Origin of the sequence: Acinetobacter sp. BEC1-S18-ESBL-01, from assembly GCF_014169935.1 — a bacterium.
Classification (GTDB): Bacteria; Pseudomonadota; Gammaproteobacteria; order Pseudomonadales; family Moraxellaceae; genus Acinetobacter; species Acinetobacter pittii.
The window spans coordinates 2904298-2931174 of sequence record NZ_AP022302.1; the positions used below are offsets into that span (position 1 = coordinate 2904298).

Below are 26877 nucleotides of genomic sequence, written 5' to 3' on the forward strand. Positions count from 1 at the left end.
AAAGATTTTCTCATTTTTCATTAATCATTATTGATTTTGAGCAAATATTTGCTCAATAATATTATTTATGGGGATAACCTTTAAACATTTAATTGGTTATTATAAATAATTAACATCTTTTAATATTAATTTATGAAATCAGAATACAAACAATTCATAATAAATTTTATTGGATCGATAGTAGCAATTTGTACTATCGTATTCTTTTTTTTCCTATTATTGTATTCACACAATAATGTAACTGAAACACTTAAAGAATCCTTTACAATCACAATAAGTATTTTTTCTGCATTAGCAACAATTGGTGCCGCAATAATCGCACTCAAACTATATACAGATTGGCGTGATCCAATTAAGCTTCAAAATAAGTTTGAATTTCATAAGTTTTCAAAAGAACTATTTAATGATTTTTGGGTAAAAGCAAGTGAATATATTAATTCTGATCTAGATACTAGAGTAAAAATCACCAGTATAAATCTTGAGAAAAATCAAAGAGCAGCAATTGAATTTAATAGAAGTTTTTATACCCTAAAATCTATCCTTAATGAATTTGATCTTTATTTCAATAGTAATAGAGCCATTCCTCTCAAGCAAATGAATGAAATATTAGATTCATTCTTTCTAGAGATGAAGAAAATTTTACCTTTAGAGATTAAAGAAAAAGATGATAATTGTATAAACTCCATATATATGCAGCAGTATCTCAGACTAATAAATTCGTTAGAAAATTGCCAAAAATTTTATACTGAACAGTTTTTGATTCAAATATTGGCTGAACTCAAAGATGAAACAAGGTAAAGCCCTCTTTAGAGGGCTTTTACGCAAATTCCTACACTGATATTGTTATTGATCGTATGAGCTGAGCATCCTGAAAATAGAATGCACAGCAATGTAATTGTGAAAGCAATATTTGAACGTCTGCAATGAAAGACTTTCATACAACAACTCGGTTGGCGATCCAGCCATAGAAAAACTGCTCCTGCTTTGGATTACGCTCACAGATTTCAATGTAACGCTGGCCTTGCATAATGTTGAGCACTCGCACTAGAACCTTCTCACCTTCTTTCCCACGTTTGGCTAGATAGGTTTTTAAAGCTCCTAAAGTGTTAGAACCATAAACACCATCAACCTTCAAATCGGCGTACCCAGCTTTACCTTGGTTGTTAAGCAAGTTCAAAGCACGCTGTAAAAGTGGTTTTGCAAAGTTGATACCACAGTTCACACCAGTATCTAAAAGTTCTTCAGCTACAGCAGAGCTAAGATTATTCACCTGATCAAAACGTGGTTCTATCCAGTACTGTTTCCGATAAATTACTTTGGCCACATCAAGAGGTAAATCTTTCATATTGCCTCTATAGCCGTTTTCACGAGCTACAGATTGAGTAATACCGTATTTGGTTGCACCACCCCGATCTGCGGGATTATTTACATACCCGCCTTCACGCTTAATGAGTTCGTCAAGATATTGTTCAATGTTCATTTAACTTTTCCTTAGGTAATAAAAAACCGCCCGAAGGCGGCATTAACTGTTTGAAATATCGTTTTTGGCTTTCTTAACTTCTTTAAGTACCTCAATAATGGTCTTACCTTCCTGTTTGTTAATGAAGTTAAAGATCCAGCGGACTAAAGCCCAACCGGGTAAACCACAAACAAAGAAGAATCCACCAAGTGCAATCATCCCCCATATATCAGTAACCCATTCATGAAGCCCCCACTTCACAATAATGAATGAGCCGCCACATAAACTGGAAACAACGGTGCAAATCAAACCCACGGCCCATTCTTGAGGAGACCTTGGCATTCGTGTCATTAAAACGACGGCAGCAACTAATGAAATTGCTAAGGTGACAGCAATTGCCGCACCATAAAACTTTAAAAATGCAGTAATACTGCTTGTTGAAAGTGGCTCCATAGCCATTACTCCAGAAATAAAAAAACACCCGATTGGGTGCTCTCATTGAAATTTTTAAATTAGAAATTTACTGCTTCAATTTCTTCATATGTCAAAGCAGTTTCAATTTTCTGTCGTGCAATACGCCCTCTCTCATGAATGTTATTAATGTGCACTGCAAGCGCGGTTTTTAAGTCAATCAATTGATCAGGACTAAGATTAACAACTGAATTGTCTTTTAAAGTCCACTCAACTGGTACACCGAGCAAAGCTGCAGTAGCGATTCTTAGTTGAGAATTAGAGTCTGAATCATAAAGCTTATTTTCAAACTCAAATCCGCCAAACTCATACTGATCCCGAATCTGCTTGATTTGCTCCCATTTATGCCTTTTTGCATCTTCTAAAGTTCGATTATCGACCCACTTCTTAGTTTCATAATCGAAGATATGATATGGCGAGGGCTGAGTGGGAATATTTATCCACTTTCCTTCTTGAAAAAACATATTTGGACAAGGAGGATCATCTAAAGCGATACATCCCTCAGGAGTATTCAGCTTGATCATCTCTTCATTACCAAAAATATGTCCAATAACTTCACCATTCTTTGAAACTAATACCGTCACTTTTTAAGCTCCAATGTTGATAAAGATGACATGGTGACTATTGTAGGAGTTTCGGCAAAGCCACCTTGAGCTTCAAATGAACCATAATAAATATTGGAATATTTAGTGATATAGGCCAACTGAAGCACTATTGTTTTTGTACCAGTGGAAGCAGGTAGGATATAAACGGGTGTCGCAGTAACTCCAATAAACCGGATTGTACTGCTCCCATCATAAAATGTTGGGTATATTTCCTGAGTGTACGCAACAGTACCATTTACTAATACCCGACAAGCTAGCGTCACACATTTCAAAATGTCGTAGGAGGATGGATATTGTGTGATCCTGACCTTACAGTCAAACACAAACGATCCATCAATCCTTAGTTTACCTCCTTGCGTTTGCACATTAAGAGTAACTAAATCTTGTGTATAACCAACTGAACCTGCCATTGAATTAGAAACAGCGAAATAAAATTTACGCTCTGTTTGATTAATTACCCCGGAAGGGACAGTAACGGCTTCATCTTGGATTTTTAAAGTGTCTATTGCTCCGTTTTTAATGTGAGCATTATCAACTTCAATATCACCTAAATCAGCGCTAATGGTGCTTAGATTTTCTGCCCAGATTCTATTTGCATTAATATAGCCAAAGCTACCAGAATCTACATATAAACCTCTTGGAATTACTGTTCCATTCGGTAGAGTTAGTGGCGTATTTAATAGCGACATTATCGGCTTAGGAGTTACACCATCGACTCCAACTGGCGCGCCGAACTGGATAGTATCGTAATTGAAAATGAATGTTGACGTGGTACCATCATTCATTGAACCATGACCTGCTAAATGCCCATTCACATCCATTTTTAAATATTGCTGAGCTTTAACACCATCAACGCTTTCAGTTACCTGTTGAATTGCAGCTGTATTTCCACCAACAGTAGTTTGCAAAGTAGTAATACTCGATGCTTGAGTTGAAACTTTGCCATCAATAACAGAAACTTTAGAATCCAATGAACTGAGCGCAGAAGCATCGGCTTTACTTGCAAGGACACCATTAATATTCGATACACTGTTATTCAATTGTGTAATTGAATTGCTTTGGCTAGAAATGGTCCCTTCAGCATTCGTAACTCGAGTATCAAGTGAAGATAAAGCTTTTGAAGTTGCAATTTCGCCAATTGGTTGCTCCCACAGTGTTGCAACATTCCCTTGTTCCAACTTCATGCGTCTTATAGCCAATGCGTTTCCAACTGTAGTTGAATCAGACTTAAAAGACATAATGAGGCTTGTCGCATTTGCTGGAACTGTGAATGTGCAACTTTGTCGAGTGTATTGATTATTGCTGATACCGCTCATTGATTTAACAGCAATATCACTCCAAGCGCCGCCAACTTGGGCAATAATCCGCCAGCGCACTGGCAATGCAGCACCACGCACATCTGCACTAATTGTGTAAGTAGTGCTTGCGCGTAAAACACTGGTAGCGTTGACTGGTGAGGTCATACGGTAGTAGCGTTCTACACTCGCATCGTTAACAGTAAAGTAAGAATCAATATTGAAATTTGTCGAAAATCCTTGGGCAGAAGCTGTACCATCGCTTGTTTTTGGTTGATTCGCAGAGTTCGGAGCAGCCGTATTACTTAATAAGTTTGCACCAATTACTGCCGCGGCGCTTAAACCTGCCTGCAAACTGGTGATCTGGTTACCTTGGCTTGTAATAGAGTTCTCCGTCGCGGTGACTCTGGAATCCAAACTTGATAATGCAGCGTTATCTGCTTTCGTAGCTAAAGCGCCATTAATATTTGAAACACTATTATTTAAAGAAACAATGCTGTTCCCTTGGCTTGTAATCGTACCTTCTGCACTTGCGACACGGGAGGTTAGTGAAGAAACGGCTGATGCTGTTGCAGCATTTTCTAAAGATGCCGTTTTATCTACCAAGCGAATAGAAGAATAATCAACAACCCCAGCGTTTGGATACATCCATACACCAAACCATGCGAATACATCTGAGGTTGGTGCATAATCTAAAGAGAAATCAACAAAATTGGTTGTATCTGTTGCTGTTACTTGTTTTACTGCTAATGTGGCGTTATCACCTGTTCTAATCCAGCGCAGCAATAAACCTGCGGTTCCAGATACCTTACGTGCCCTTACAGTTGCTTGGTAAGTTCGCCCTGCTTTTAACCACATCCCCGAGGTCGGTGTTCTTACCGTTGGGTTGGTACCAGAGGTACCGGCATCATTTGATTTAGTTACTCGTAAGCCAGTACCCCCACCTTCACCGTAATTACCAGCAACAATTGAGTTACCTGTTGCAAGCTCACTTACGGCAATGAACTTCAAGCCCTCTCTAAAATTTGGGTCTAAATTTAGCGCATCACCTTGTGACTGAATAGCAGACTGCAAACTTGTGATGTTGCTGTTGGTTGTAGTTAGACCATTTTCTGTAGCTGTTACACGACTATCTAAAGCTGTAATAGCACTTGAATCTGCTTTTGATGCCAGAGCGTTATTAATTGTATTAACACTATTGTTCAGAGAGGTAATTGCACTTCCTTGAGAAGATATAGTATTACCTTGTGATGTCACAGTGTTAGACAATGCCTCCAATGCCGAAGCATCGGCTTTTGTATTCGCTGTCTTCTGTGCTGCATCTGCTGCGGATACTGCATCATTAGCTGTTTTTTGCGCTGTTGCTACACTGTTATTGAGTGAAGTAAGGGAGTTACCTTGACTTGTTAACGTATTTCCCTGCTGAGTAACTGTGGAACTTAAAGATGAAAGTGCAGAAGCATTTGCAGCAATTAAATTACCTGTTTCAGTAGAAGCTGCTGAATATGCGGTTGCGATTGTCCCTCTTTCTAATTGAACATTTGTAAAATATGCAACGCCTGCGGCAAGCAATGACATATACAAATTAGTAGTATCAACATGTGATGCTGACTTTCTTAAAGTTGTAATTGTGTACTTTGTCCATGTAGTTGTTAGTGCAATATTTTGGGAACCGATACCACCGAATAATTGAATTTTTACAGATAATGCAGCATCAGCTTTTGCAAAAAACGATAAGACAAGTGGTTCATTAGAACTCGCCACTGGAACAACTGATGTGGTCATTAAGATTTGATGCACACCATCTTGCCCAGCACCACTAGCTGTTACTTTTAAAACTCTAGATCGGGCATAAGTTGCGCTATCCACTGCAATACTATGATTACCATTCGCTGTGATATTACTTAAGTCGTTGTAAAGGGTGTTATAGACTAAGTTAAGACTCCCATTCGTGATCGAGTTATTCAGCGAAGTAATATTTGCAGTATTTGACGTTACTTTACCGTCAATAGTTGTCACTTTTGAATCAATACTACTAACCGCACTTGCATCCGCTTTTGACGTTAAAGCGTTATTAATGTTAGTAACACTGTTTTGCAGCGAAGTGATAGCACTACTGTTTGATGTTAGGGTATTTCCTTGTTGTGTAACTGTGTTCTGAAGCGTGCTTAACGCACTAGCATCTGCTTTATCATAAGTAGATGGTTTCCAGTAAGTTGCAACTTGGCCTTCTTCTAATTGAGGCTTTTGAATTGTTAATGTCGCATTATTGCCATCACTAGAACCGTTAAGATCAAAACGTAGGGAATAGGTAACGCCTACTGCATCCGCATTAGTTTTAAATGTTACTGAATATCGAACAAGATTCGTTGTTCCAACTGTCACATAAGTTGATTTGTGATGTGCACCATTACTAGCAATTAAGAATGATTCAACGCTCTTAACATTTGCGGTTCGCACTGCCCAAAAAGACAAAGTGTAATAAGTGTCTGGCTTAAGTGCAGGATCAGTTAAAGACCATGTGATATAGCTTTCACCCGTAGTTGCGGCCATTGATACAGTTTTTAACTGATCTGCCAAAGCAACTAAGTTTACACCCACACTGCTCAATGAATTCTGTAAAGATGCGATAGACGCGCCTTGACTTGTAATAGTCCCCTCGGTAGTAGTTACTCGGCTATCTAGGGCGGATAAGGCGATTGAATCTGCTTTTGATGCAAGCGCATTATTAATTGTAGAAACATTATTTTGAAGGGTTGTAATAGCACCGCTTTGCGATGAGATATTGCCCTCAGCAGTAGTCACACGGTTAGCCAAAGAACTTAAAGCAGTTGCATCCGCTTTACTTGCAAGTGTTCCGTTGATACTTACAATATTATTATTCAATTGCGTAATTGAGTTGCCTTGACTTGTTAAAGTGCCTTCGGCATTTGTCACGCGAGTTGTTAGATTTGTAATAGCTGATGCGTTGGCATCAGAAGCAACTGCATCCGTAGCATTAATGATACTGATCGAATCATAATCAATCGTACCAGCTGCCATGAGCCACGTTCCGAAATACACAAGGACATCTGATGGCGGTTTATATGTATAAATTAAATCGACATAAGCCGATGTTGATGCCACAGATAGTGTCGCAGACGCAAGAACAGCATTATCAGATTTTCTGTGAAAACGACCAAGAATACTTCCCGTGCCTGATATCAACTTACATCTAACAATTGCCCGATACGTATTATTAGCTTTTAAGAAAAAACCATCTGTCCGGTTTGTATTGACGTTTGTATTTGTTCCAGCAGATGTATCTGTATTTGACTTAATTACACGAATACCAAGTGACCCATTCTCACCGTAAGCGCCGTGCGTAACAGAGTTACCTGCCGGTGTTTCAGCAATTGTGTAATATTCCAAACCAGATACAAAATGAGGATCAATATTGAGCGCGTCTGCTTGTACTCTTAAAGTGCTTTTTAGCGTATTGATTGACATCGAAGCTGCATCAGCCTTGCTTACTGCTGTGTTTGCAGTTGTTTGAGCTGTGGCTGCAGATGAAATAGCTGTATTCGTCTTTGATTCATTCGTAGTTAAACGTGAATCTAGCGCGTTAATTTGCGTAGCATTGGCACTTGTATTTGTAGCATTTGTCGTAATCTGAGTCTGCAAACTTGATAAAGTGCCATTGGTGCTTGATTTATAAGTTTCAATGTTGCTTAACAGGGCCGCATCTTCAGACTTGCGCTGAGTAGTTTCAGTTGTTAATCCATCATTCAAATTAGAAATTGCAGCGATACGAGTAGAACTCTCATCTGCAATCTTTTGATTTAACAGATTTGTAGAAGTGATTAAATCATTTGCTACTTTAGATGCTGCTGTTGATGCATTATTCGCTGTATTTTTAGCATTGGTCGCTATAACACTCGCATCATTTGCTATTTTTTGGGCTGAAGAAGCTTGTGTTTGAGCAGAGGTTGCTGCCGATTGAGCACTCGAGGCCGCCGTCTTAGCTTCAGAGGCCACAGCCTGGGCATTGTTAGCTGCAGTTTGGGCGCTACTAGCAACAGCTTGGGCATTATTTGCTGCAGCTTGGGCTGCTTCAGATACATCGACTGAATTTTCAATTTTACCTTGAAGCTCTTGGGCAAGATCACTCTCATTAATATGACCAGAAATAAGATCAAGAACCGCTTCCGGATCTGCTGTGGTCGTACCATTGACCCATTCAGACCAAGGACCAACATTGCCAATCCGGTCAATTAATCGACCGCGATAAAACTGTCTAAGATTAGGTTGTAAACCTTGGATTGTGGTAGTGGTAGTCGGATATGCAAACAATCCTAATTGAGCAATATTGTTGATGCCATCAGGTGAAACTTCAATTTCGGTATAAGCTGTATCTTTTGCACCTGTTGGAGGGAATCCCCAATCAAGCTTCATTCCAAACAAAATACCTGTGGCACGTATAAAAGCTATTTTCGGCGGTAATCCCTGCTTTCCAGTAATTTCAGTTAAGGAAGATGTAACCGGTAAAGATGCGATTTCAAAAGCAGAAATTGCGGTAACACGAGCTTGATATTGACCTGAATAAACACCAGGTACCTCGACTGAATTATTACCAGTTAATGGTAAACGAATCCACGAACCATCATCTTTTCGCCACTCAACAAGATACTTAACAGCACCTTTTGCTTGTGTCCATGACACAATCATTGTGGTGACATTAATACCTTGATCAACACGACTTTCGGTCGTAATCAAAACATCTTTGACTGGTTCTTGAATTGAAGGATTGACTATTGATATAGGTGCTTCTTCAAAGAATGCACCGTTATCAATTTCATCAAATTTTTGAGGGTTATATTGGAGTGCTGTAATACTGAACTGGTGTTTTTCATCTTGTGAGATTGAAATAACACGGAATTTCATTGTCGCTAAATCTTGAGCATCAAGAACCCATACGTTTTGTACAGCAATTGAATTCTCATCGAATGGAAGTGTTACTGTGATAACCCGACCAGAGATCGACTGAACAATTCGCGTTTGTGCTTTGCCATTTTCGCCATTGATAACCAGACGATCACCAGCTTTAGCTGTAACGTCATCTCGATCAAGGGTTATGCTTTTGAGATCAGCAGAAATTTTAGATACACGTCCGCCATTAGCACGTCCTGCAAACAGTTCATCCGCAATTTCAATTACTTTCCCTGGTAACGGGATATAACCGTCTAAACCAACTTTAAAGCTAACTGTTCGGGTTTCTAACTGCTCAGACTTTAATGCCCACCAACCTGCTCGCTGCGCTTGACCTCGTGAGGTACATCCCCAAGCATCAATTTCCAAAATACGAACTTGGCCGGCCTCAGCAATCGCCTTTTCATCGCGAACAAACTCATATTCGGTTTTGTAGTGATTAGCCGGGTTATCCCACGCAATTTTTACAACATTATGACGGTCACGTGCACGGGTTCCCGCGTACTCAAAATTGCCATCAATGACATTGGCACGCGTATAAGTGAAATACGTATCTTGGGGAATATCTGCATCACAAATAATGCTATTACCATCCCAAAACGTTATCGCACGAAATACACCTGCTAATTTAGTTAAAACCTCAAAGGCACCTTCCGCGCTCTGAAGATAAACATTACAAGTAAAGCGTGGTTCCTGACCGCCCAACCCATCTGGTACCATCTGATCACAGTATTGAGCTAAACGATATAAGGACCATTTATCAACCATTAGCGGGGTTAATCGGTCACCCAAAGCATAACGGTCTACGGTGCATATATCGTAATAGATCCAAGCTGGGTTATTAGAATATGCCTCTTTGAAAGTACCGTCCCACATTCCAACATATTGCCGTGTTGCTGGATTGTAATTAGTAGGAACTTTTAGAAGCCTACCCTTTGTATCCATAGCAACTTTTGCTACGTTTCCAAAAGTCTCAGCATCATACTGAAGGCCCAATAATGCTGTGTTTGGGTAACGTAATTTCGCATCGATCACTTCTGTAACAGCTGCAATATACATCTTGTCGCTGATATATTCAGAAGTTGAATTGGGTGTAAGTCTACGAACACGAACAAGCCAGCCAGAGTCTGCACGAGGCAAATCAATCCGATGAGCACGTTCATAATTTGCAGATGTTTTATCTGAAATTTTAGTTTTTAGAACTTCAGCCCAAATACCACCATCAGTTTGCAAATCAATTGCGTATTCGATCGTTACACCTGATACATCCCCATTTGTAGCATTCTGAGTACGTAAAGGACCCCACTTTAAGCGCAAACGTACAGCATCAAGATCAAGATTACTAAAAGCTCGAACCCATGGCGTTTCAGACTTTAACTCCACATCGATGGCAGTTTCACTTTCGACTGCAGGAAAACCCTCTATGTATTCCTGATCATTAGTACCATTTCTAAAATCAACTTTTACATTTTCAAAGTTAAGACTTCCGTCTGCGTTCTGAAGAGGAGTTTCTTCTAAATAAATTGACTGAAGCCCATTAGCTAGCCCCTCAATTTCTCCCTCAGATAATCCGTAAAGGATTTTAATAAAAGTTTTCGATTGTGCAGAATCTGGAGAAATTACGGGCTGCCGTTGTTTATTACTGCCCTTTTTTGCGCCCACTACTGCATTCATAAGAAATCTCACGCAATAAAAAAGGCGCTTAAAGCGCCTATTAAATAATTAAAATCTACATCTGATCTTCAGGATATTGGCCTGCGCTCACAATGAAGCCGCCGATTTCCCGTTGACCATAAAGAATTGGAACAGGATTACCTTGTGCAACTGTGGTAACTGCACCGCCAAAGCCCTTATTTGCTCTATTGCCGTCTTGGTTTTGATCCTGCGTTGTTTCAACTTTTGGCATAAGCATTGAAGCAACACCACCAAGCATCATTCCAATCCCCGAACCAATCAATGCAGCACCTAATGGTGCTCCACCGCCCAATGTACCTACAGTCACTAAAACCCCAACCACGACCAGCACAGCACCCAATACAGTCTGTAATATTCCATTACCGCCTGCACCAACTACACGTGGAACAATATGAATAACCTCAGCTTCAGTATTCATATCAAGCTGTTCTTCACCGATGTTATCGCCGGTAATGAGCCGCTTAGTTTCGTGGTCATAAATCGCTGGGCGTTTCTTGCCTCGCTTATTACTTGAGTTCTTTGATTTTAAAAACACGGCAAAGCGTAGACCTTGCTCATGTGCATGCAACATAAAATGTTCAAACCCAACAATCTGAACAGATAATGCACGCATGGCTTCGCGAGTATTTGCGACATCGAGCTTAAATTCACGACCGAACTTTTGTCCCAATACTCCATACAGCTTAATGGTTTTTAACATCTCGATGCCTCAATATCTTTACTGTTCGCTCTTGCCATTGTTGTCCATAAATTTCACGAACAGATTTACGATTATATGGATGATGAAGAATTAAGCTTGAACCTATGCATTGCTCAGTTTGCTCCGATTTAAGCTGTCCATTATTAGCCAGCCAAACAACCGCATGATTGGGATGTTCAGTACGCCCAACACGACAAACAAGCATATCGCCATATTGTGGTGTATCTACTTCATAGAAGCCTGCTTTTTCATAATTTTCAAAATAAAGTGATGGATGATCTTTATCTTCCCACCAAGCATCTTTACGCTCGAAATCCATAAGCTCAACTCCTAATTCACGACTATAAAAATCGCGTATAAGAGCATAGCAATCCTGCCAACCGTGAAAATAATTACGCCCCACTAAAGGGGCGCGATAACCACATGGTTTATATATTTGAAAATCTAGATCCGGATAGGAACAAATTACCCAAGGCTTTTGATGTAACTCAATTTGAATTAAGTCTAGTTCTGAGGCTCTTGTAGTTCCGTCAGGGTGGGAATGCACATACGCTAATATCTCGCCCTGGTCTTCTGCAAAAGCTAAGTCTTCAGGATGTATTTCAAACTGATCAGACTGAGCGGAAACATTGCGGCAGCGGATATATTCTTTTCCAACAATTACCCCACAGCATTCTTGTGGATAGCATTCATCCGCATGGGCCATGATTGTTTTTTTGATTTTTGCTGACAGTTTCATGATGTTTTTCTCAAGTTAGATAATTTTTCCGGCCACTGACTACATCCAGTTGTAACTACTGCCCAGTCCACATCTAGTTCAAGAATTTGCACTAGAGTCCCGTTTCCTGAAACTGCTCGACCCTCTACCCAAAATTCAACAACTTCACCAACTGAAAAATCGCACATAAAAACCTCACAATAAGCTTGAAGCTGGGAACCCGCCGAAAGGTAATGGCTTGTTTTCACCATGGTGTAAAAAACAATCTCTTAACCTTCCCCCACATTTGTCCTGAGATGGATCATCTGTTGGCTCACCTTTTTCTGTGAACATAGCCGCGCCCGTATAGCCACACTCTTCGCCCCGATACTTACCAACCATGCACCAATGACAAAGTGAAGTGATTTGACGAACAGGAATTTTCAACCCTTCCAAATCGATTGGATTTGAAAGCTCAAAAGTTACTTGTTGAGCATTTTCAGATGTTTTCTGCTCGATATACCAAATCTGCTCTTTTGATTCATTTGAGGCTGTTGGATTGCCTTCAGGAAAGTTCTTGGCATCAAGATACTTGGTGAGTGTAGTAATAACTTTGAGTTTAGCTCCAACGAAATCTTTACATTGGAGACAGTAAGCTGAAATTGCACCTTGTATTCCGTTCAGGTTATTGGCGATTGTTAATGTGGGAGCCGAAGCCTTACCATCTGATCTCATTTCTAAACCAGAGACATCCAGACTAATAGCTTCAAACTCCTGACCCTGCCAAAAAATACTTTCCATTTGCTGATGGCCATGAAATCGAAGAATGCCAACTCCATACGAGCTGGCATCTAATTCATACAGGTGAATTAATCCACCTGGTTCAAGTTTCTGGAAGTCACTTTGTAAAGTCATGAGACCTCCTTAAGCTTGACCTGAAACAACTGGAGTATATTCAATAGTAATTTTTTTAGCAGCCAAGTCATATTTAAGGCTTAAAGTGTTTACATCTACCTGATAGAGATAAGCTGTGTTTAAGATCGTTTGAATTGCCCACTTTGTGATGTCAGCATCAAGTAAAGTCATACTTCCGTTTAAACCACCACCTGGTGTAACAGCAATATTCACTGAATCAGAAGGTCGATCATAATTAATCGCTAAAGTTTCAATTCTGCCAGCAGGCAAATTATTCCCGAAACTACGTGCATCTAATAATTGAGTGCGTAATTCACCGACAATATATGCTTCAGCAAGATCTAAAGTTTTAACAGCCATGGTTATGCTCCTATAAGCAAAAAAATAGCTCCAATTAGGAGCCGTTGAGTAAAATATTAGGGTTGGAAAACCTGCTTGAATGTAGTTGAAATTCGCCAGGTATTTCCACCTAAACAAGTAGGTTGATAATCACCAGCTTTTACACGCACTTGACCATCTAACGGCGAGTCCCACAAAAAAGAGTTGGCACCCTTGTGGGCATCAAAAAATGCTTTAATTTGCATAATTTCAGCCTTTTCTGCTGTGCGTTGATAAGTCCATTCACCAGATTTATTGTTTATACCAACTGAAGTTGTTTGCTCATATCCATCACCAAATTTAGTTGATAACGTATTAAAGCGTTGCGTTTGGTTATTACCATCTAGGTCACATTCAAAAGTGAATATAAGATCACTCATAAATTTTTCTCACAAAAAAAGCCCGCGTTAAGCGAGCTTTTAATAGCCATATCTAAAGTATGACCAGATTAATAAAACTATACCACAATTAACGGAAAAGTGGAAACATCATTCTGATCCCTTGAAATCATTAACATGCATGCTGAATTGTCGATTCACATGGCGAACGATATCCGAATCATCACTATGACCTTCATTTTTAAGATTTTGAATGTAAGTGTTTTTTGATTCTTCAGTAAATTTCAAGTAATCATCAAGATCAATAATTTCTTTTTGTGCCAAATAAGACACTAGGTTTCCAACTAATGAGTTAATCACCTCATCACCATCAAAACCAAGTTGAATAAGCTTATCAATCCAAGCAAGTTTATCTTTACTATTTTCTTGACTCATCTTTTCCTCTAAATAAAAAGCATAATAAGTATAAATAAGTTATCAGGTTAAACTGGTCTCATCTACCGTGAACCTCTGACAATTTTATACAATACCCCACCTTGCATACTCTCTCGTCTAGCCCAGCTGTTCATCATACTGTTAAGACTTTGAGCAATTTCCTTCTGCCCTTGCGTATCAACTTGGGCAGAACCATCATTTGTAAAAGTAATGGTTTGACTGATACTAATATCACCAGAAGGTTTGGTATTAGTATTATTGGAGTTAATCGCATCAAACTGTCTAGTCTCCCTTCTCGTAGCAATCGCATCAGATTGATTATTAGATACGTACCCGCCGTTGGCATAACCACTAGGTGAGCTCGTCCGCATAGATTCGACAACGCTTACCCCACCCCATCTTTTAATGTCATCTTGCGACCATACAACTTCGCCCTTATGCACTATTCCTGCTGGTGTATGTTTAAGTCCATTTCCTGTATATCCGCCATCTGCAAAACCTTGTGGTGTTGCAGCTTGGATCAGAGAAACAAATGTTCCTGACTTCAAGGTGGCTATAGCGGCAGCGGCTGCTTTCTGATACCAAGTACCTGGTTCATTCGCATAAGCATCGGATGCGGCTTTCCACATATTCATTCCCGCTTGTGCTAAGGCAAATGCACGCTGACTTTCATAAAGAATGCGGTAAGCACTTGATGACTCACCCAGCATATTCTTAAACATTCCAGCTAATGCACCAGTTACGTTAGCTCCATAACCTAATTGCAGGCTAATAGAGTCATTCTGATAAGTTGACTCGATGAGCTTCATTCGCTCGGTATGTTCAGCCCATATTTGTTCCCGTTGTGCTGCAATTTCCTGTAAATTTGCATTTGGATCCTCAGCCTGCATATTCAAAACAGCTTCCTGAGCATTTGCCATATTTAATGACTGTGCTGTTTGGTCGGCGCGAGTTTGGTCCAAGTGATATTGTTGGTTATTCCCTGTCATGTCTGCATATGTACGATCCCAATTTCGACTTGCCGTAGCAGCTTTATCCAGGACCTCTAACTGCTCTTGTGATTTTGATAACATTATTCTTTTTTGACGCTCTTCATCACTAAGCTTACTATTCTTTAAAATTTCCTCACGCTCAAGTCGATATCTTTCCCTCATTGCATCAATCTCTGAATATAGAAATTGTTTAGCCTGAAATAATCTCTGTTCTTGGGCTAGTTTGAGTAAGCCTAGTTCTTGCTGAAGTTGTTGACCAAGTAAATTAACTGCTTCTTTACGTTGATCTTGGGTTAATTGAAAGTCATGCTCAGCTTCAAATTGACGCCTTGCAAAGCTTTCCTTTATTAGATCCTCTTCTGTTAAATTAAATTGTTTATAGTCATCCAACTTGGTTTTTAAAGCCTGTTGGGCAATAGCAATATCATTATCAGCACGTGCTTTTAACTCTGCTTTAATTTCTTCTTTACGTGCTGGGTTGAAATTAGCTTTATCTACATCTTCTAATTTTTTCGAGAGTTCATTTCTAATTTTAGTTACTTCATTAGCAACATCATTTTCCAACTGCAAGCGCAATTTTGCCTGCTCTTCTGCCATTTTGGCTGAATCATCAAGCATCTTATCGAAGTCTTTAGAAGAAATATCGCCAGCTGAATATCCGTTTGCACCTGCTGCATACGACTTTACATTCGCAAGGTAATTTCTTGTTTCCTTAAACCCATATGCTTTTCCGCTTTTTACATTACCTGGTCCAGCGTTGTACGCCATAATGGCCTTTTCAACATCTCCTCCAAACTGTTTAAGAAGATCTGAAACGTACTTAATCATTCCATTAACACTAGATTCTTCACTTCTAACATCAACACCATACTGTTTAGCTGTAGCTGGCATAAATTGTGCCAAACCTTGAGCACCGACTGGTGATGTTAATAATTTGCCTTTACGATAAGTATCTCCTCTGCTTTCCTGCATAATCATGCCTTCAATCAGGCCTTGTGGAATACCAGCAGCTGCAGCCTTATCAGAAATATTATATTTCTTTGATAATGCTTGTACTTTTGCATTCACAGCCATAATTTTTTGCTGTTTTTCAAGTTCACTAGTATGTTTCTTTTCAGCTTCTGTTATCGCATCTTTCTTTTCCTTAAGTGCATCCAATGCTTTTTGTGCTGTAATGATTTGAGCAATTTCTTCATTTGTAACAATCACTGTTGTTCCAGCAGGAGCTACAGCTTGTTTTGCCTTTTCTAACTCCTTGATCTTTTTAACAACCTCTTCACTATAACCAAGATTCAGGTATGCCAATTCTTCATTAGAATTCAACACATCATTTCTTAGACTGTCAAAATATCCTTTTTGGGCTTTTGTAGCTTTTTGGGCGGCACTTTCATTACCAATTAAAGCTTTCGAATTTTCGTCAATCCCTGCAACTGCCGTTTGTGCTTTTTTGCCTGATAACTCAACCTCAATTCCAAAAAGTTTAAGTGAATCTTTCGTGGTCTTAGCTTCTTTAGCATTTTTTTCAAATTCTTTAGTATTTTCTTTAAGGGAATTGTAGATTTCTTTACTAATACGTAAATCATTAAAACGTTTAACTGCCTCATTCATGCTAATGGTGCCATCCCTCGCATCATTAACAACCTGGACGATCTCTTTATTCCCCTTATAAAGTTGAGCTATGGCATTTAACTGAATATTAATCTTGCTACTTGATTCTGCTAATGCCTTATTTTGCCGCTCAAATGAAGTGGCCATGTCATTAATTGCCGAATCTTTTTCAAGTCCACGCAAGGCTAAAAGTTCTTCTTTAGCTTTTTTGGCTACAGAAGCTTGTTCTTCTAATTTTTTATTAGCTTGCGCTGCTTTATCCTGAAAATACATATAGCCAGCAGCTAAAGCTGTAATCCCAAGGGTAATGGCTCCGATTGGTCCACCTACTAAACCTAAAGCACGACTACCTAATGTCGCTACTCGATTTAAATTCCCTTGAGCTACTGTATAGGCCATCGTTGCCGCAGTTGCCTCTTTTAAAGCAAGACTATGAGCAATCTCGGCAGCAGTTCGACGTTGTACAGCAATAGCACGTGCATTTGCAGTTGTTGCTGCATTATATTCTGCCCTAGCTAATCCTATTTCAGTGAGAGCCAATGCAGCTGATTGTCTTGCTCGCATTGCTTCAACACCAAGCAACTGTACCTGTGACTGTGCTTCAGCTAAATTCGCCGCTCTTTGTTGGGCTGAAGCAACAACACTTGCTTGAATGGCCACTGTTTTTGTTAATACTGCTTTGGTAATTAAACCAATCCCAGCAACTATAGCCCCATTTACTAATAAATCTAAATTGTTTGCTAAAGTCTGAATAGATCCAGATAAAGTTTGGGCAGCACCCGAACCTTTCCCTGCCTCACCAACAAATTTCGTAATACCATTACTTAGCATTTCTAATGACTGTCCAACAGTCTTGTCAGTTTTATTAAAAAGCTCTTCAACGCTATCACCAGCCTCCAACAATGCCTTAGTAATAACTTGACCAGTTAATTTTCCATCAAGCATCATTTGACGAAGCTCACCACGGGTAACTCCCAAACCTTTTGCCATAGCATTTAAAAGTCCACCAGCACCATCGACAAGGCTGTTGAACTCCTCTGCTCTAAGCACACCGCCATCTAATGCTTGCCCATACTGAAATAGAGCTGCTGCTGCCGATTCAGCATTAGAGCCACTGATTGCAACAGCTTTTGAAGTAATTTCTGTAAGTTTGGCCGTTTGTGCTTGTGTAAGATTTAAAGTCTTGGCATTAGACATATATTTCGAGTAAACATCATTTACCGCACTCCATGAAGAAGCCGAACGCTGTGCAATATCAAAGGTATCTGTCATTGCACGATTCAATTCTTCTTGGCTGTTTGTTACTAATTTAAGTTTATTATTAATACCCGTGTAGAGATCCATTTTATTAATTGCGGCCCCTACGGTAACAACCCCAGCCATATATCCTGCAAGCTGTCTGGTCGCTACAGAAAGCTTATCCATTGACTTAGTAGCGTAATCACCATTTCTTTCAATGCTATCCAACTCATTGCCAAGATTACGCGCATTTCTTTCAGCATTTTTTGAATCAATGACAATGACTAGACGTGATTCTTGAGTCATCTTACTTTTCTCCAGACAATAAAAAACCCACTCAAAGAGTGGGTTGTTCAAACTTAAATAAAATTACCAAGCTGATGCATTAGCTAGAAAAAAGCACCCTAGGGCAATTTTTTCTCATGAAATATTTTTTATTTAAATACGACAAAGAATAAAAACATCAAACAGCAAAATACAATTACTCCCCCCATAGTATGGGTAAGATTAATATTTGAGATTTCTTGTTTAAACGCTTGCTGATTTAGTTTTTCTGCCTCGTCATTTGTTGCATTAGCATGAGCTAACATTTCATCAGTCATAATGTTTAAAAATTTTTCTTGATCATCATAATTAAATCTTTCAATAAACTCATTTTGTATGTCACTCAAGTCATTAGATGCTTGATATAAACTTATACCCTTTGAATTAGCTAAAGATTTCATAAGTTCGGTTCTTTGAAACACTAATGTTCTAATATTTTCTCTGGTAAAAGGGTAAGTGACATTTACTCCAAATAATTCACCAGCATTACCTGCTTTTAAGAATTCTGCATTATGGATAGAGCTCTTACCTTCTACATTAAACCATTCTCTTGGTGCTGCGTTAACTTCTTCAGAATGAATTTTTTCAAAGATCCTTTTATCCTCTACTGAGATTTTTTTATAAAATCCTTCAAAAATATCAGCTACCTCCAGGAAAGCTTGATCTTCTGTTAAACCTTTTTCAGATTGTAATGCCACTTTAAATTCTAATTGTCTTTTTAAGACCTCACGCACTTCATCTCTAGTGATAGGCGAATGTACATTAATTCCAAAAAGTTCCCCTAAAATTTTTTGTTCCATTAGCTTTTCCCTAAGAAGTGATGATTAAATTCAAAACCAAACCCAATAAAATAATCTTTTTCATGAAATTACCCATCATTTTTTAATGGATAAAATTTAACAGGTGAGAAATAAAAAAGCCACTCAATCGAGTGGCTTCTCTATTTTAAGCATGTAGTAGCTTTTCAGCACCGGCGGCCAAAAATGCAGATCGGGTTTTAAATCTTTTATCCTTACCTACATTATCATCAATCTTCCGAATTAATCGGCTTGGCAAAGTAACATTGATTTTTTCAGGCTTACCTAGATAGCGGCTTACATCAACCTCGGTCACTGCCCAGATCATACCCTTATAGTCAGCATCATCTATAAATTTAATCAATTCTGAAGCTTCAGGAATTTCCTCTCCATCTTCAGCTAAGATTTCTAAATGACCTGAAATAGCTTCTTTAATATTTTCAATAGCTTCTTCAAGTGTATCACCAGCACTAAAACAACCTGGAATATCAGGAACAGTGACACCAAATGCCTCGGTATCTGATCCTCGTTCAATTGCAATTGGATATAACATCTCAACACTCCATGCCCTTGGCATAAACATATCGCCCACTGCGTTATGGTTAGTTGTAAAGGGCAGATATTTAAAGTCAGGAAACAGCGGGTCAATTTAGACCCGCTTGCTTCAAAATGCTTTTAACAGTTCCGCTTGGTAAATCCTTTTTAGGATGCGGGATTGTTACTAACCCCTTTTTGGTTGGGTGTTTGAAGTGATGATGACTTCCTGTAACCCTAACCTCATACCAACCGTCTGCTTCAATCATTTTGATTAAATCCAGACTTTTCACACCATTCCCTTATTAACTTGATGGGAGAATTATAACCCTAGAGTTATTCAAAGTAAATAACCCTAGGGTTATTTTTTAACAGGCCGCTTCATTTTTTTATGCGAATCATCCAGAAAAATATTATCCATCGCGAATATACAGTCGTTAAAAATATCTCTATCGACTGGAAGTTCGTAATGATCACAATATGCAGATATGGATGAAATATCCAAAGCTAGAGGAATGCCTTGCTCATAACGTCTTGAGCGCGAAATAACGTTATACGCCGATAAAATTGCATGTGAGGTAAATGAATATTCAGGCTTCTGAAATTCTTCTGGCTTTTTCAAGTTTAAGGCTTTGGCGATTGCCGTTTGTTTCTGGCCGTAGTCGTTCGCTTCTTCTTCTGAGTTGAACTTGGACCAGTTGTAGAGCTGGACGACTTTCCCACTACTTCATCCTTGTAAAAATCGGCTTCGTTTTGGATATTCTCTGCTTCTTGTCTGATGTATAACCAAACAGCTACCCCTATATCTCCCATATTTAAAAGCTTTATTGCATTTTCGGGTGAATATTCAGGCTCTGTTTCTACAATCTCTTTTTCTGCATTCTTCTCCTCAAAAACCACACCTTTCCAGTCTTCGATTAGATGACATGCAGCAGCTTCTAAAAGTAGCTCATGATAAAGCTTATCTTCTTTTGAAGCCTTACTGACATCATAGCCTTTAGAGGTAATTTGGTTATTTGCTCGTTCAAGGGCCACTTGATATGGTTTATAAGAGATACCACGAATTTTAAATTCAGCTAATACATTTCCTTCTTTATCAACATACTTCCGCCATTTACTCACTGTTTTACTAGTCTGAATGCTTACTTTTAAAGCCATGTTTAACTCCAAAAAAAAGCAGCCCTAAAGGCTGCTATCAGATTAATTAAGTTGTAGGAACTGTTGCTGGTGTACGGGTAATGGTTGGGGCAACTTCAACTACTTTATATTCAAATGAAGCATTTAAAAGATCGCCATTACCACCACTTGGCAATGGAGCTGTAATTTCAGCTTTAGGGATAAAGATTTCATATTTGTTCCCATCTGTATCAGTGATTGGAACCTTTAAAGAAATTGTTTTATTCGTGAATTGCTTTTCATACATATCCGATGTGTTACGTGACCATGCCGCCGTAAATGAACCTGTGCCATTGGCAAGCATTTCTAAAATTGCACGTGCATTGATCCCGCCGCCCAAGCAGCGTTGCAGCTGCATAGTGTTATCCCAATTAAATGTAAAAGCGGTTAAACATGAAATCCCTGCTTGAGAAACACCATCAATCAAAATATCACCGACTGAGACATTCGACATTTTTGGGCTGTTATCTGCAGCTGTAATTGTTCCAGCAGGAGCTGTAGAAAAGTTTGTGCGTCCGAGGGCCATTAGGCCAAAGGTCATTGTAATTAAACCAGCTTCAGGAATATCAATTCCAAAAGTGTTTACATGGCATCCACGGAAAACATGATAGTCATTTACATCGTCAAAACCGCGTAAAACAGAGAAGGTTTGTCGAAGTGTTCCACCAAACGTTAAAACATTTGATGACCAGTTGTTAAAAGCAGCTGCGGCCATTAGGTCTTGAACTAAAGCGCTATACTTTGCTTCGCACTTTAATTCACCAGCGTACTCGGCACCTGTAATCATTGATGAACGTGCAATACGTCCACTGGTAATTGAATTTGAATCTTCCTTAGTTACCGTTGCATCAAGGGCATTTTCAGTAAATTCGAAGGTTGTACGTGCAAAAGGTGATGGTGTGGTACCAACCGTGGTTTCCTTTGCGATTTGTGTTAGCTGACGTGCACCACTAGACATGGCTTAATACTCCTAACGATAGGCATAAAAAAAGCCACCCGAAGGTGGCCACAAAATTAGGGATATAAAAAAACCGCCAAACGGCGGTAATTTCTTTAAAGTTTTAGATCAATCATCTAGTTCAACGCTTACTCCAGTGACAATATTGTGTTTAGTTCCTCCAAGACTATGAACATTAGCCAAACGGATGTTTACATCAGAAACACATAGCTTGTTATCCAGTTGCCATTTATCTAGCACCGCACCCATTACAGCTTCCAAGTGTCTTTCGAGTTCTTGTCTTTTAATTTCAATTTCTTCTAGGGTCAGCATGCATGACATATCAATTCACCCCTTACGCTTAACAAGATTTTTTAAAAACTTAGGGGTAATGTCATAAACAAAATCAATAAAAATTAATTTTATTTTTGATTTAGCTTGTTCTTGATTAGATAGTTGGTGATAGCGAAGGGCCTTCAAATCATCCTCATCCATAAAGCCTTTAGCTTTAATTTGTTTTTTTATTAACTTAATTTGAGCGCCATGGTTCATATCAATTCACCGTATATCCAATTGTCACATTATACTGCACAAAATCAGCGTCTTCCCCCGTATCTATTGATTGACCTTGCCAGCATTTCAAATCCTGAATACTGAAGTATTCAAAATGAGTAAGCAAAGCGTCACTTAGCATTGTTATTTCTTGGTCTCCAGTATTAGGCCGTGCAAAACACTGGATTAAGATATTGCCAGTACGGCGGGTGCAAGGTGTATCAGCAAGACCAGCAATAAAACTAGATCCGCCTTTAATGGTTAATCGGCACCATAAGCCTTTTGTTGGCACAGTAAAGCCTGGAGCATTTGGATATTGGATTCTATCTTGAGAAATTCCTGTAAAGCTCATCATACGGTCAACGATAGCTTGCCTAGCTTGTTCTAAAGTCATTGCCATCTTAACCACCATACTTTTGAGTAATATAAGTGAATGTAGTGCTGTAAATACCCAGCGGTGCTTGATCTGACCAACCATCCTCCAAACGTTCCGCGTATGGTTTGTTGTTTTGAATATAGATCAGATTACCAAGCTTAAATTTCAGGGCTTGAATTGCTGCATCTTGAACGGCGTTTGTTTCTGGTCCACGTACCCCATAATCAGCAGATCCAATCGAAACAACATGTGAAGCTCGGTAAGCTCCAGTATCAACGGGACTTGAAACAACCAATGATTGCACTGTATCCATGGTAATTTTCTTTACCTGGTCTTCAGCATTTTTTACGACATCTAAACTAAAACTTGTCGGCTTTTTCCCCGTCCACCCCATGACTTACCTCGCTTTCTTCATACATTTCGAAAAGGTCTTGAGCGATCGCTTGAATTGAATAAGCTTCAAATTCCACGCTAGGTTCGCGCTCACCCATTCGCCGTTTCACTATCTGCCAGATATGCACTGCCTCATGTAAAAGCAGTCCATAAACTTGAAGTTGGTCCTTTCCCGCTGTCTCACCAATTTGGACAATTACGTAAGCTCCATCTGAATAAGAACTAACCTGAGCATCTGCACCCATATCCAAAAATTGATCAGCTTTGCCCATATCTTCAAATAACAAATCCATATGTATTTGATTTCGAGCAAGCGCATACTGCACATGTTGAAATGGTGAGATATACCACTCGGGTACATAATCAGTATTAATCATGACTAAACCTATCAACTTGGCAAAGGCGTTTCAGTGGCCTCTCTACCATCAAATGAGTTATGAACAAAAATGCCATCCACATATTGGGGATGGCATTCACAGTGAAATAATGTATGAGGCTTTAGGTCATCATCAGGTACAACCTGAACACTTTCATGAAACTCATATACAATCCAAGTCATATTTACTCCAGCCTAGGACGATATTTAAGGCGATTTTTTCTACCGATTTCGAATCGACTAGAAATAATTGTGTGCTTATTCAACTCATACCATGGCTTAGTCTGCTGAATACCTCTTTTCTCCCGCCGAATCTTCATTTGCTCAAATCCTTCAAGCTTATTTCCCTTGGATGTTTTCTTCGGTGACTTCCATTCGATCTTAATCTTAACCAATGGGCCGCAGAGAAATAAAATTACTGCAATAATAAAAATCGCTATAAACCACTCCATTAAACACTCCTTAATTGGCATTTCCAGATTGTACTAGCTGGATCTTGTTGAATATGAATAACTCGAAATGAGCCTAAGGCAGTAATCCACTCATCATCAATTTTCGGTACCATGGTTACTTCATTTTGAAGAACGACTGCTTTTTTATCGGTTGCCAGTACTCCCAATGTCTGGATCTCATATTGATTGTATGAGCCAAACAAAACGCCACGACCATTGTATTGATCAATAATATTTTCAGATGTATTCGTTTTTGGGTTCCAGCTAGTACTTACAATCCTTTCACAAGTAAAAGCATGAACGGCGTCTGCTAGATCCTCATCAAATGCTTCAGCAATTTCAGCCTGAAGTTCATCTCTTAAACCCATTAGATTCTCCGAATATAGATCACTGAGCGCCGTTTGCAGTATGGTTTGATCAAGTCAAGAATGTATTGCTCAGTTGCATTAAGCTTTACAGATCCGTCTTGATACTCTTTTTCAGACTCAACCTCAGCCTTCACTCTTTTGCGCTTTAATGCCTGTTCTTGGCCTTGATAAAGCTCACCCTTCATAATGCCTTTTATGACTTCGTATGACGCCGTTTTGAGGGCTTTAGGGACGGTTGTTATATCTTCATAAGGCTTAACATTACGCGCCAACAAATAAGCTTCTGACTTTTCAAGATAGTCAGCTTTATCACCGTCAGATAAAGCAGCAAAGCCAGCTACACGTTCAATTGCTTCTTGTTCAGTGATAAAGCTCATGGATTATTCCTTCGGATCTTGTGGAATCAATGCAATCAATTCTGGCTTTAATGCAGACTGTTTGAACTCGATACCCTTATCGGTTAAATAAGCCTTTATTTGGTCGACCTTCCAATTTTCATAATCACCTGGTGTTGGGCCATCTAATGGATCAGGTGTACCTTTGCCTGCTTCTAATTCAGCAATACGTGCTTTCATAGCAGGAATATCATTTTTGAACGATGCCAACTCACCTTTTGCAGTTGCGATTTGCTCATCGACAAGCAATGCAGCTTTTTCCGCCACTTCTTCTGCAAGTTCACCCTCTAAACGAGAATTTTCTGCTTCAAGTCGGGTCTTTTCTGCTTCAACTGATTCAAGCTTGCTTAAAGCATCGGTTAAGCGTTCTTGCAATTTTAAATCGCTATTTGAGCCCACATCAGCAGCTTCCTCTTCAAGAGGTATTGCTAATCGGCCATAAGCCTGCTTAATGATTTCAGCATCAGGAAAATCATCATCAACTTCTACTGCAGTAGCGTTCCCGATCACCCCAATAAAGTCGTTTCGATAGCAAACACTTGGGTCACGAATCAATGGGATATTATTTGTGTAAATTACTTTCATTTCTTCTCTCCAAAACAAAGGCGGCTTACGCCGCCATGTTTATTAAGGGGTTGCTGTACCTGAAATTACGGCACTAAATGGAACATTTTTACGATCAAACACTCGCTCCCAATTACCAGCAGTTGCATAGCCTGCAATTTTTGGCGAAGCATTTGGATCTACAGAACCTTTCCATGAGAAACCAGCTGGATGAAGAATGAATGTTTTACGTTCCCATAAAATTTCAGCACCACCACCATTACCGCCTGACGGTAGACGCTCAAGTTCTACTGGAGTAGTTGGAGTTCCCTCTCCATAACCAAATGCACCATTACCAAAAATGAGAGAAATATAACGACCATTACCGTAAACCAAACCATCATCCATGAAGATCGGCTTACCGAGATAAGTAGCAAGAATGATCTGACCATTACTGTCACGTAAATACTCGATCATGTCTTGCTTAACCATTTGGTTCATTACTACTGAATGAACCCCCATCGCTGTAAATTGGTCAGCAGTATCACCTGCTGTAAATGCAGCGTCTTGGAATGCATTAGCCGATACAGTTGCGCCTGCATCGATCACCATATCGCCATTATTATTGGCAATATTGGAAGCAATAACACCGCGTGCAGCTCCCAATAAATAACGCTGCCACTGGCGCTCCCAGTATTTACCAAAGCGGTTACGAATATGCTGCATTGGCTCACTATTTGCCAATTCAGTTGAAAGGTCGGCAGTTCCATAACCTTTGTTTAAATAAAGTGTACGGGCCTGCATTGAGCCTTGTGTAGCCTTACCGACCGCACCTTTATCATCAGGATTGTCAGTTGACGCATTCGCTTCTTCGTCTGCATCAAGATCATTCCAGTACGAAATCGTTGATGAACCTTGACCATTATTAGCAATGTCAGTTAAAGCTTCATTTTTTACAACAATTCCTGATTGGAATACGGCGGTTTTTTCAGGAGAATTTACTGGGTCCAAAGTCTGGTAGTAGTCACCAACGAAAATATCTTGTAATTGAACAGATGGCATAATTAGTTACCTTTAGTTTTCAATAATTGCTGGAATGCTGCTGGATTTTCACGAGCTAGACTCGCTCGCTCAGCTTCTGAATAGTCCGACCATTTTTTAATTGAAGCGCCTGAACCTGGTGCGCCCATACCACTTGCTTTAGGCCAGTAGTAAGGCTTTTGTTCACGAAGAGATTCGACCCACTCTTTTGGCGATAATGCTGTTTGGCCATCTTTACCAATGATCACTTCGCCGTTTTCATCAACAGCAACTGCTTTGCCGTTTTCATCTAATGCAAATTTTGTTTTAGCTAAAAACGCAATGTCGCCTGTTGCTTCAGGTAACGCTTCAAGCTCTACAGCTGCTTGAATGATTTGCCCTTGGATTACAGAATCTTTGAACTTATTTGCATAAGCTTCTGCTTTGTCAGCACGGTCTTTTTCGGCTTTAAGTACACGTTCATGTTCTTCACGCATCTTCTCGGTACGTTTCTGGATCACTTCGTTTACTTTGCCGTCTGCGATTAGTTTGGCTTCTTCATCCTGGTCAAGTTGAGCAAAAACCTTCTTAACAATTTCAGGGTCAATGCCCTCAAATTGTTTTTGAAAATCCTGAAGTTCTCGTTTTGCATTCTTAGCAGCATCACGCTCACTCTGAAGTGCAGATTTCAAACCTTTTGGATCTTCGTAACCTTCTAGGTCAAGGCGAAACTTCCCGTTTTCCTCAACATATAAAGCGCGGTGCTCTTCTTTGATGGCATCAAGCGAATCAACAATAAATGGCAATGACATGTTCAAACCTCTCGTTTGATTAGGGGT

Annotated in this window: 31 protein-coding genes; 1 reads left to right on the forward strand and 30 read right to left on the reverse strand. The window is 39.5% G+C overall.

All coding sequences use genetic code 11. The annotated features are described in order from the left end of the window. The first annotated feature begins 132 nt into the window (after nucleotides 1-132). Nucleotides 133-798: a hypothetical protein gene (locus H7R46_RS13690; RefSeq protein WP_057695196.1), complete on the forward strand. Its 666-nt coding sequence runs from the start codon at nucleotides 133-135 to the stop codon at nucleotides 796-798. A 136-nt stretch (nucleotides 799-934) separates the two neighbouring features. Here the strand turns inward: H7R46_RS13690 and H7R46_RS13695 are convergent, their stop codons facing one another. From H7R46_RS13695 to H7R46_RS13840, 30 genes are all read right to left on the reverse strand, one after another. Further along, nucleotides 935-1480, reverse strand: a complete 546-nt coding sequence (locus tag H7R46_RS13695) for a glycoside hydrolase family 108 protein (RefSeq protein WP_068560399.1) — start codon at nucleotides 1478-1480, stop codon at nucleotides 935-937. A gap of 42 nt (nucleotides 1481-1522) precedes the next feature. Continuing rightward, complete coding sequence (locus tag H7R46_RS13700) at nucleotides 1523-1912, reverse strand: hypothetical protein (protein ID WP_057082113.1); 390 nt, start codon at nucleotides 1910-1912, stop codon at nucleotides 1523-1525. Nucleotides 1913-1971: 59 nt separating this feature from the next. Next, nucleotides 1972-2514, reverse strand: coding sequence for a DUF4376 domain-containing protein (locus tag H7R46_RS13705; RefSeq protein ID WP_005070349.1), 543 nt, complete (start codon nucleotides 2512-2514; stop codon nucleotides 1972-1974). Then, nucleotides 2511-10472: a phage tail protein gene (locus H7R46_RS13710; protein ID WP_086225813.1), complete on the reverse strand. Its 7962-nt coding sequence runs from the start codon at nucleotides 10470-10472 to the stop codon at nucleotides 2511-2513. Before H7R46_RS13710 ends, H7R46_RS13705 begins: the two co-directional genes overlap by 4 nt. Nucleotides 10473-10527: 55 nt before the next feature. Further along, the gene (locus tag H7R46_RS13715; protein ID WP_032046679.1) at nucleotides 10528-11193 is read right to left on the reverse strand and encodes a tail assembly protein; all 666 of its coding nucleotides are present in this window, start codon (nucleotides 11191-11193) and stop codon (nucleotides 10528-10530) included. Then, a complete protein-coding gene (locus H7R46_RS13720; RefSeq protein WP_068551068.1) occupies nucleotides 11177-11932 on the reverse strand; it encodes a C40 family peptidase in 756 nt (251 codons plus the stop codon). Before H7R46_RS13720 ends, H7R46_RS13715 begins: the two co-directional genes overlap by 17 nt. Beyond that, the gene (locus H7R46_RS13725) at nucleotides 11929-12099 is read right to left on the reverse strand and encodes a hypothetical protein (protein ID WP_164528212.1); all 171 of its coding nucleotides are present in this window, start codon (nucleotides 12097-12099) and stop codon (nucleotides 11929-11931) included. Before H7R46_RS13725 ends, H7R46_RS13720 begins: the two co-directional genes overlap by 4 nt. Before the next feature lie 7 nt (nucleotides 12100-12106). Beyond that, nucleotides 12107-12805 carry a phage minor tail protein L gene (locus H7R46_RS13730; RefSeq protein WP_086225812.1) on the reverse strand — a complete coding sequence of 233 codons (699 nt, stop codon included), beginning with the start codon at nucleotides 12803-12805 and terminating at the stop codon, nucleotides 12107-12109. A 9-nt stretch (nucleotides 12806-12814) separates the two neighbouring features. Continuing rightward, nucleotides 12815-13165, reverse strand: coding sequence for a hypothetical protein (locus H7R46_RS13735; protein WP_068560390.1), 351 nt, complete (start codon nucleotides 13163-13165; stop codon nucleotides 12815-12817). Nucleotides 13166-13221: 56 nt separating this feature from the next. After that, a complete protein-coding gene (locus tag H7R46_RS13740; protein ID WP_032046671.1) occupies nucleotides 13222-13563 on the reverse strand; it encodes a phage tail protein in 342 nt (113 codons plus the stop codon). Between the two features lie 108 nt (nucleotides 13564-13671). Continuing rightward, nucleotides 13672-13956 (reverse strand): hypothetical protein, encoded by a 285-nt coding sequence (locus tag H7R46_RS13745; RefSeq protein WP_032024118.1) that lies wholly within the window; start codon nucleotides 13954-13956, stop codon nucleotides 13672-13674. 62 nt (nucleotides 13957-14018) lie between these two features. After that, nucleotides 14019-18101 carry a tape measure protein gene (locus H7R46_RS13750; RefSeq protein ID WP_086225810.1) on the reverse strand — a complete coding sequence of 1361 codons (4083 nt, stop codon included), beginning with the start codon at nucleotides 18099-18101 and terminating at the stop codon, nucleotides 14019-14021. Between the two features lie 128 nt (nucleotides 18102-18229). Beyond that, a complete protein-coding gene (locus tag H7R46_RS13755) occupies nucleotides 18230-18919 on the reverse strand; it encodes a hypothetical protein (protein WP_057077659.1) in 690 nt (229 codons plus the stop codon). A gap of 145 nt (nucleotides 18920-19064) precedes the next feature. Then, the gene (locus H7R46_RS13760; protein WP_057077658.1) at nucleotides 19065-19469 is read right to left on the reverse strand and encodes a type II toxin-antitoxin system HicB family antitoxin; all 405 of its coding nucleotides are present in this window, start codon (nucleotides 19467-19469) and stop codon (nucleotides 19065-19067) included. A 91-nt stretch (nucleotides 19470-19560) separates the two neighbouring features. Further along, nucleotides 19561-19743, reverse strand: coding sequence for a type II toxin-antitoxin system HicA family toxin (locus H7R46_RS13765; RefSeq protein ID WP_057077657.1), 183 nt, complete (start codon nucleotides 19741-19743; stop codon nucleotides 19561-19563). Between the two features lie 68 nt (nucleotides 19744-19811). Next, complete coding sequence (locus H7R46_RS13770; protein ID WP_081033405.1) at nucleotides 19812-20072, reverse strand: hypothetical protein; 261 nt, start codon at nucleotides 20070-20072, stop codon at nucleotides 19812-19814. Nucleotides 20073-20074: 2 nt separating this feature from the next. Next, nucleotides 20075-20608, reverse strand: coding sequence for a hypothetical protein (locus tag H7R46_RS13775; RefSeq protein WP_057077656.1), 534 nt, complete (start codon nucleotides 20606-20608; stop codon nucleotides 20075-20077). Between the two features lie 46 nt (nucleotides 20609-20654). Continuing rightward, a complete protein-coding gene (locus H7R46_RS13780) occupies nucleotides 20655-21584 on the reverse strand; it encodes a phage tail tube protein (RefSeq protein ID WP_057077655.1) in 930 nt (309 codons plus the stop codon). Nucleotides 21585-21692: 108 nt separating this feature from the next. Then, nucleotides 21693-21905: a hypothetical protein gene (locus tag H7R46_RS13785; protein ID WP_057077654.1), complete on the reverse strand. Its 213-nt coding sequence runs from the start codon at nucleotides 21903-21905 to the stop codon at nucleotides 21693-21695. A 6-nt stretch (nucleotides 21906-21911) separates the two neighbouring features. After that, complete coding sequence (locus H7R46_RS13790) at nucleotides 21912-22115, reverse strand: hypothetical protein (RefSeq protein ID WP_057077653.1); 204 nt, start codon at nucleotides 22113-22115, stop codon at nucleotides 21912-21914. 1 nt (nucleotide 22116) lies between these two features. Then, nucleotides 22117-22515, reverse strand: a complete 399-nt coding sequence (locus H7R46_RS13795; protein ID WP_057077652.1) for a phage tail terminator-like protein — start codon at nucleotides 22513-22515, stop codon at nucleotides 22117-22119. Nucleotide 22516: 1 nt separating this feature from the next. Then, on the reverse strand, nucleotides 22517-22885 hold the full coding sequence (locus H7R46_RS13800) for a hypothetical protein (protein WP_057077651.1): 369 nt from the start codon (nucleotides 22883-22885) through the stop codon (nucleotides 22517-22519). After that, nucleotides 22851-23261, reverse strand: a complete 411-nt coding sequence (locus tag H7R46_RS13805) for a hypothetical protein (protein WP_086225809.1) — start codon at nucleotides 23259-23261, stop codon at nucleotides 22851-22853. Before H7R46_RS13805 ends, H7R46_RS13800 begins: the two co-directional genes overlap by 35 nt. An 11-nt stretch (nucleotides 23262-23272) precedes the next feature. Further along, nucleotides 23273-23443, reverse strand: coding sequence for a hypothetical protein (locus H7R46_RS13810; RefSeq protein ID WP_164528213.1), 171 nt, complete (start codon nucleotides 23441-23443; stop codon nucleotides 23273-23275). 2 nt (nucleotides 23444-23445) lie between these two features. Beyond that, complete coding sequence (locus tag H7R46_RS13815; protein ID WP_086225808.1) at nucleotides 23446-23712, reverse strand: hypothetical protein; 267 nt, start codon at nucleotides 23710-23712, stop codon at nucleotides 23446-23448. After that, nucleotides 23712-24080 (reverse strand): glutamate 5-kinase, encoded by a 369-nt coding sequence (locus tag H7R46_RS13820; protein WP_086225807.1) that lies wholly within the window; start codon nucleotides 24078-24080, stop codon nucleotides 23712-23714. Before H7R46_RS13820 ends, H7R46_RS13815 begins: the two co-directional genes overlap by 1 nt. Then, nucleotides 24080-24457 (reverse strand): hypothetical protein, encoded by a 378-nt coding sequence (locus H7R46_RS13825; protein WP_057090125.1) that lies wholly within the window; start codon nucleotides 24455-24457, stop codon nucleotides 24080-24082. Before H7R46_RS13825 ends, H7R46_RS13820 begins: the two co-directional genes overlap by 1 nt. A gap of 3 nt (nucleotides 24458-24460) precedes the next feature. Further along, nucleotides 24461-25060 (reverse strand): HeH/LEM domain protein, encoded by a 600-nt coding sequence (locus H7R46_RS19360; protein WP_227591710.1) that lies wholly within the window; start codon nucleotides 25058-25060, stop codon nucleotides 24461-24463. A gap of 42 nt (nucleotides 25061-25102) precedes the next feature. Further along, complete coding sequence (locus H7R46_RS13835) at nucleotides 25103-26080, reverse strand: hypothetical protein (protein ID WP_057090124.1); 978 nt, start codon at nucleotides 26078-26080, stop codon at nucleotides 25103-25105. 2 nt (nucleotides 26081-26082) lie between these two features. Further along, on the reverse strand, nucleotides 26083-26850 hold the full coding sequence (locus H7R46_RS13840; protein ID WP_078210446.1) for a hypothetical protein: 768 nt from the start codon (nucleotides 26848-26850) through the stop codon (nucleotides 26083-26085). Nucleotides 26851-26877 lie beyond the last annotated feature (27 nt).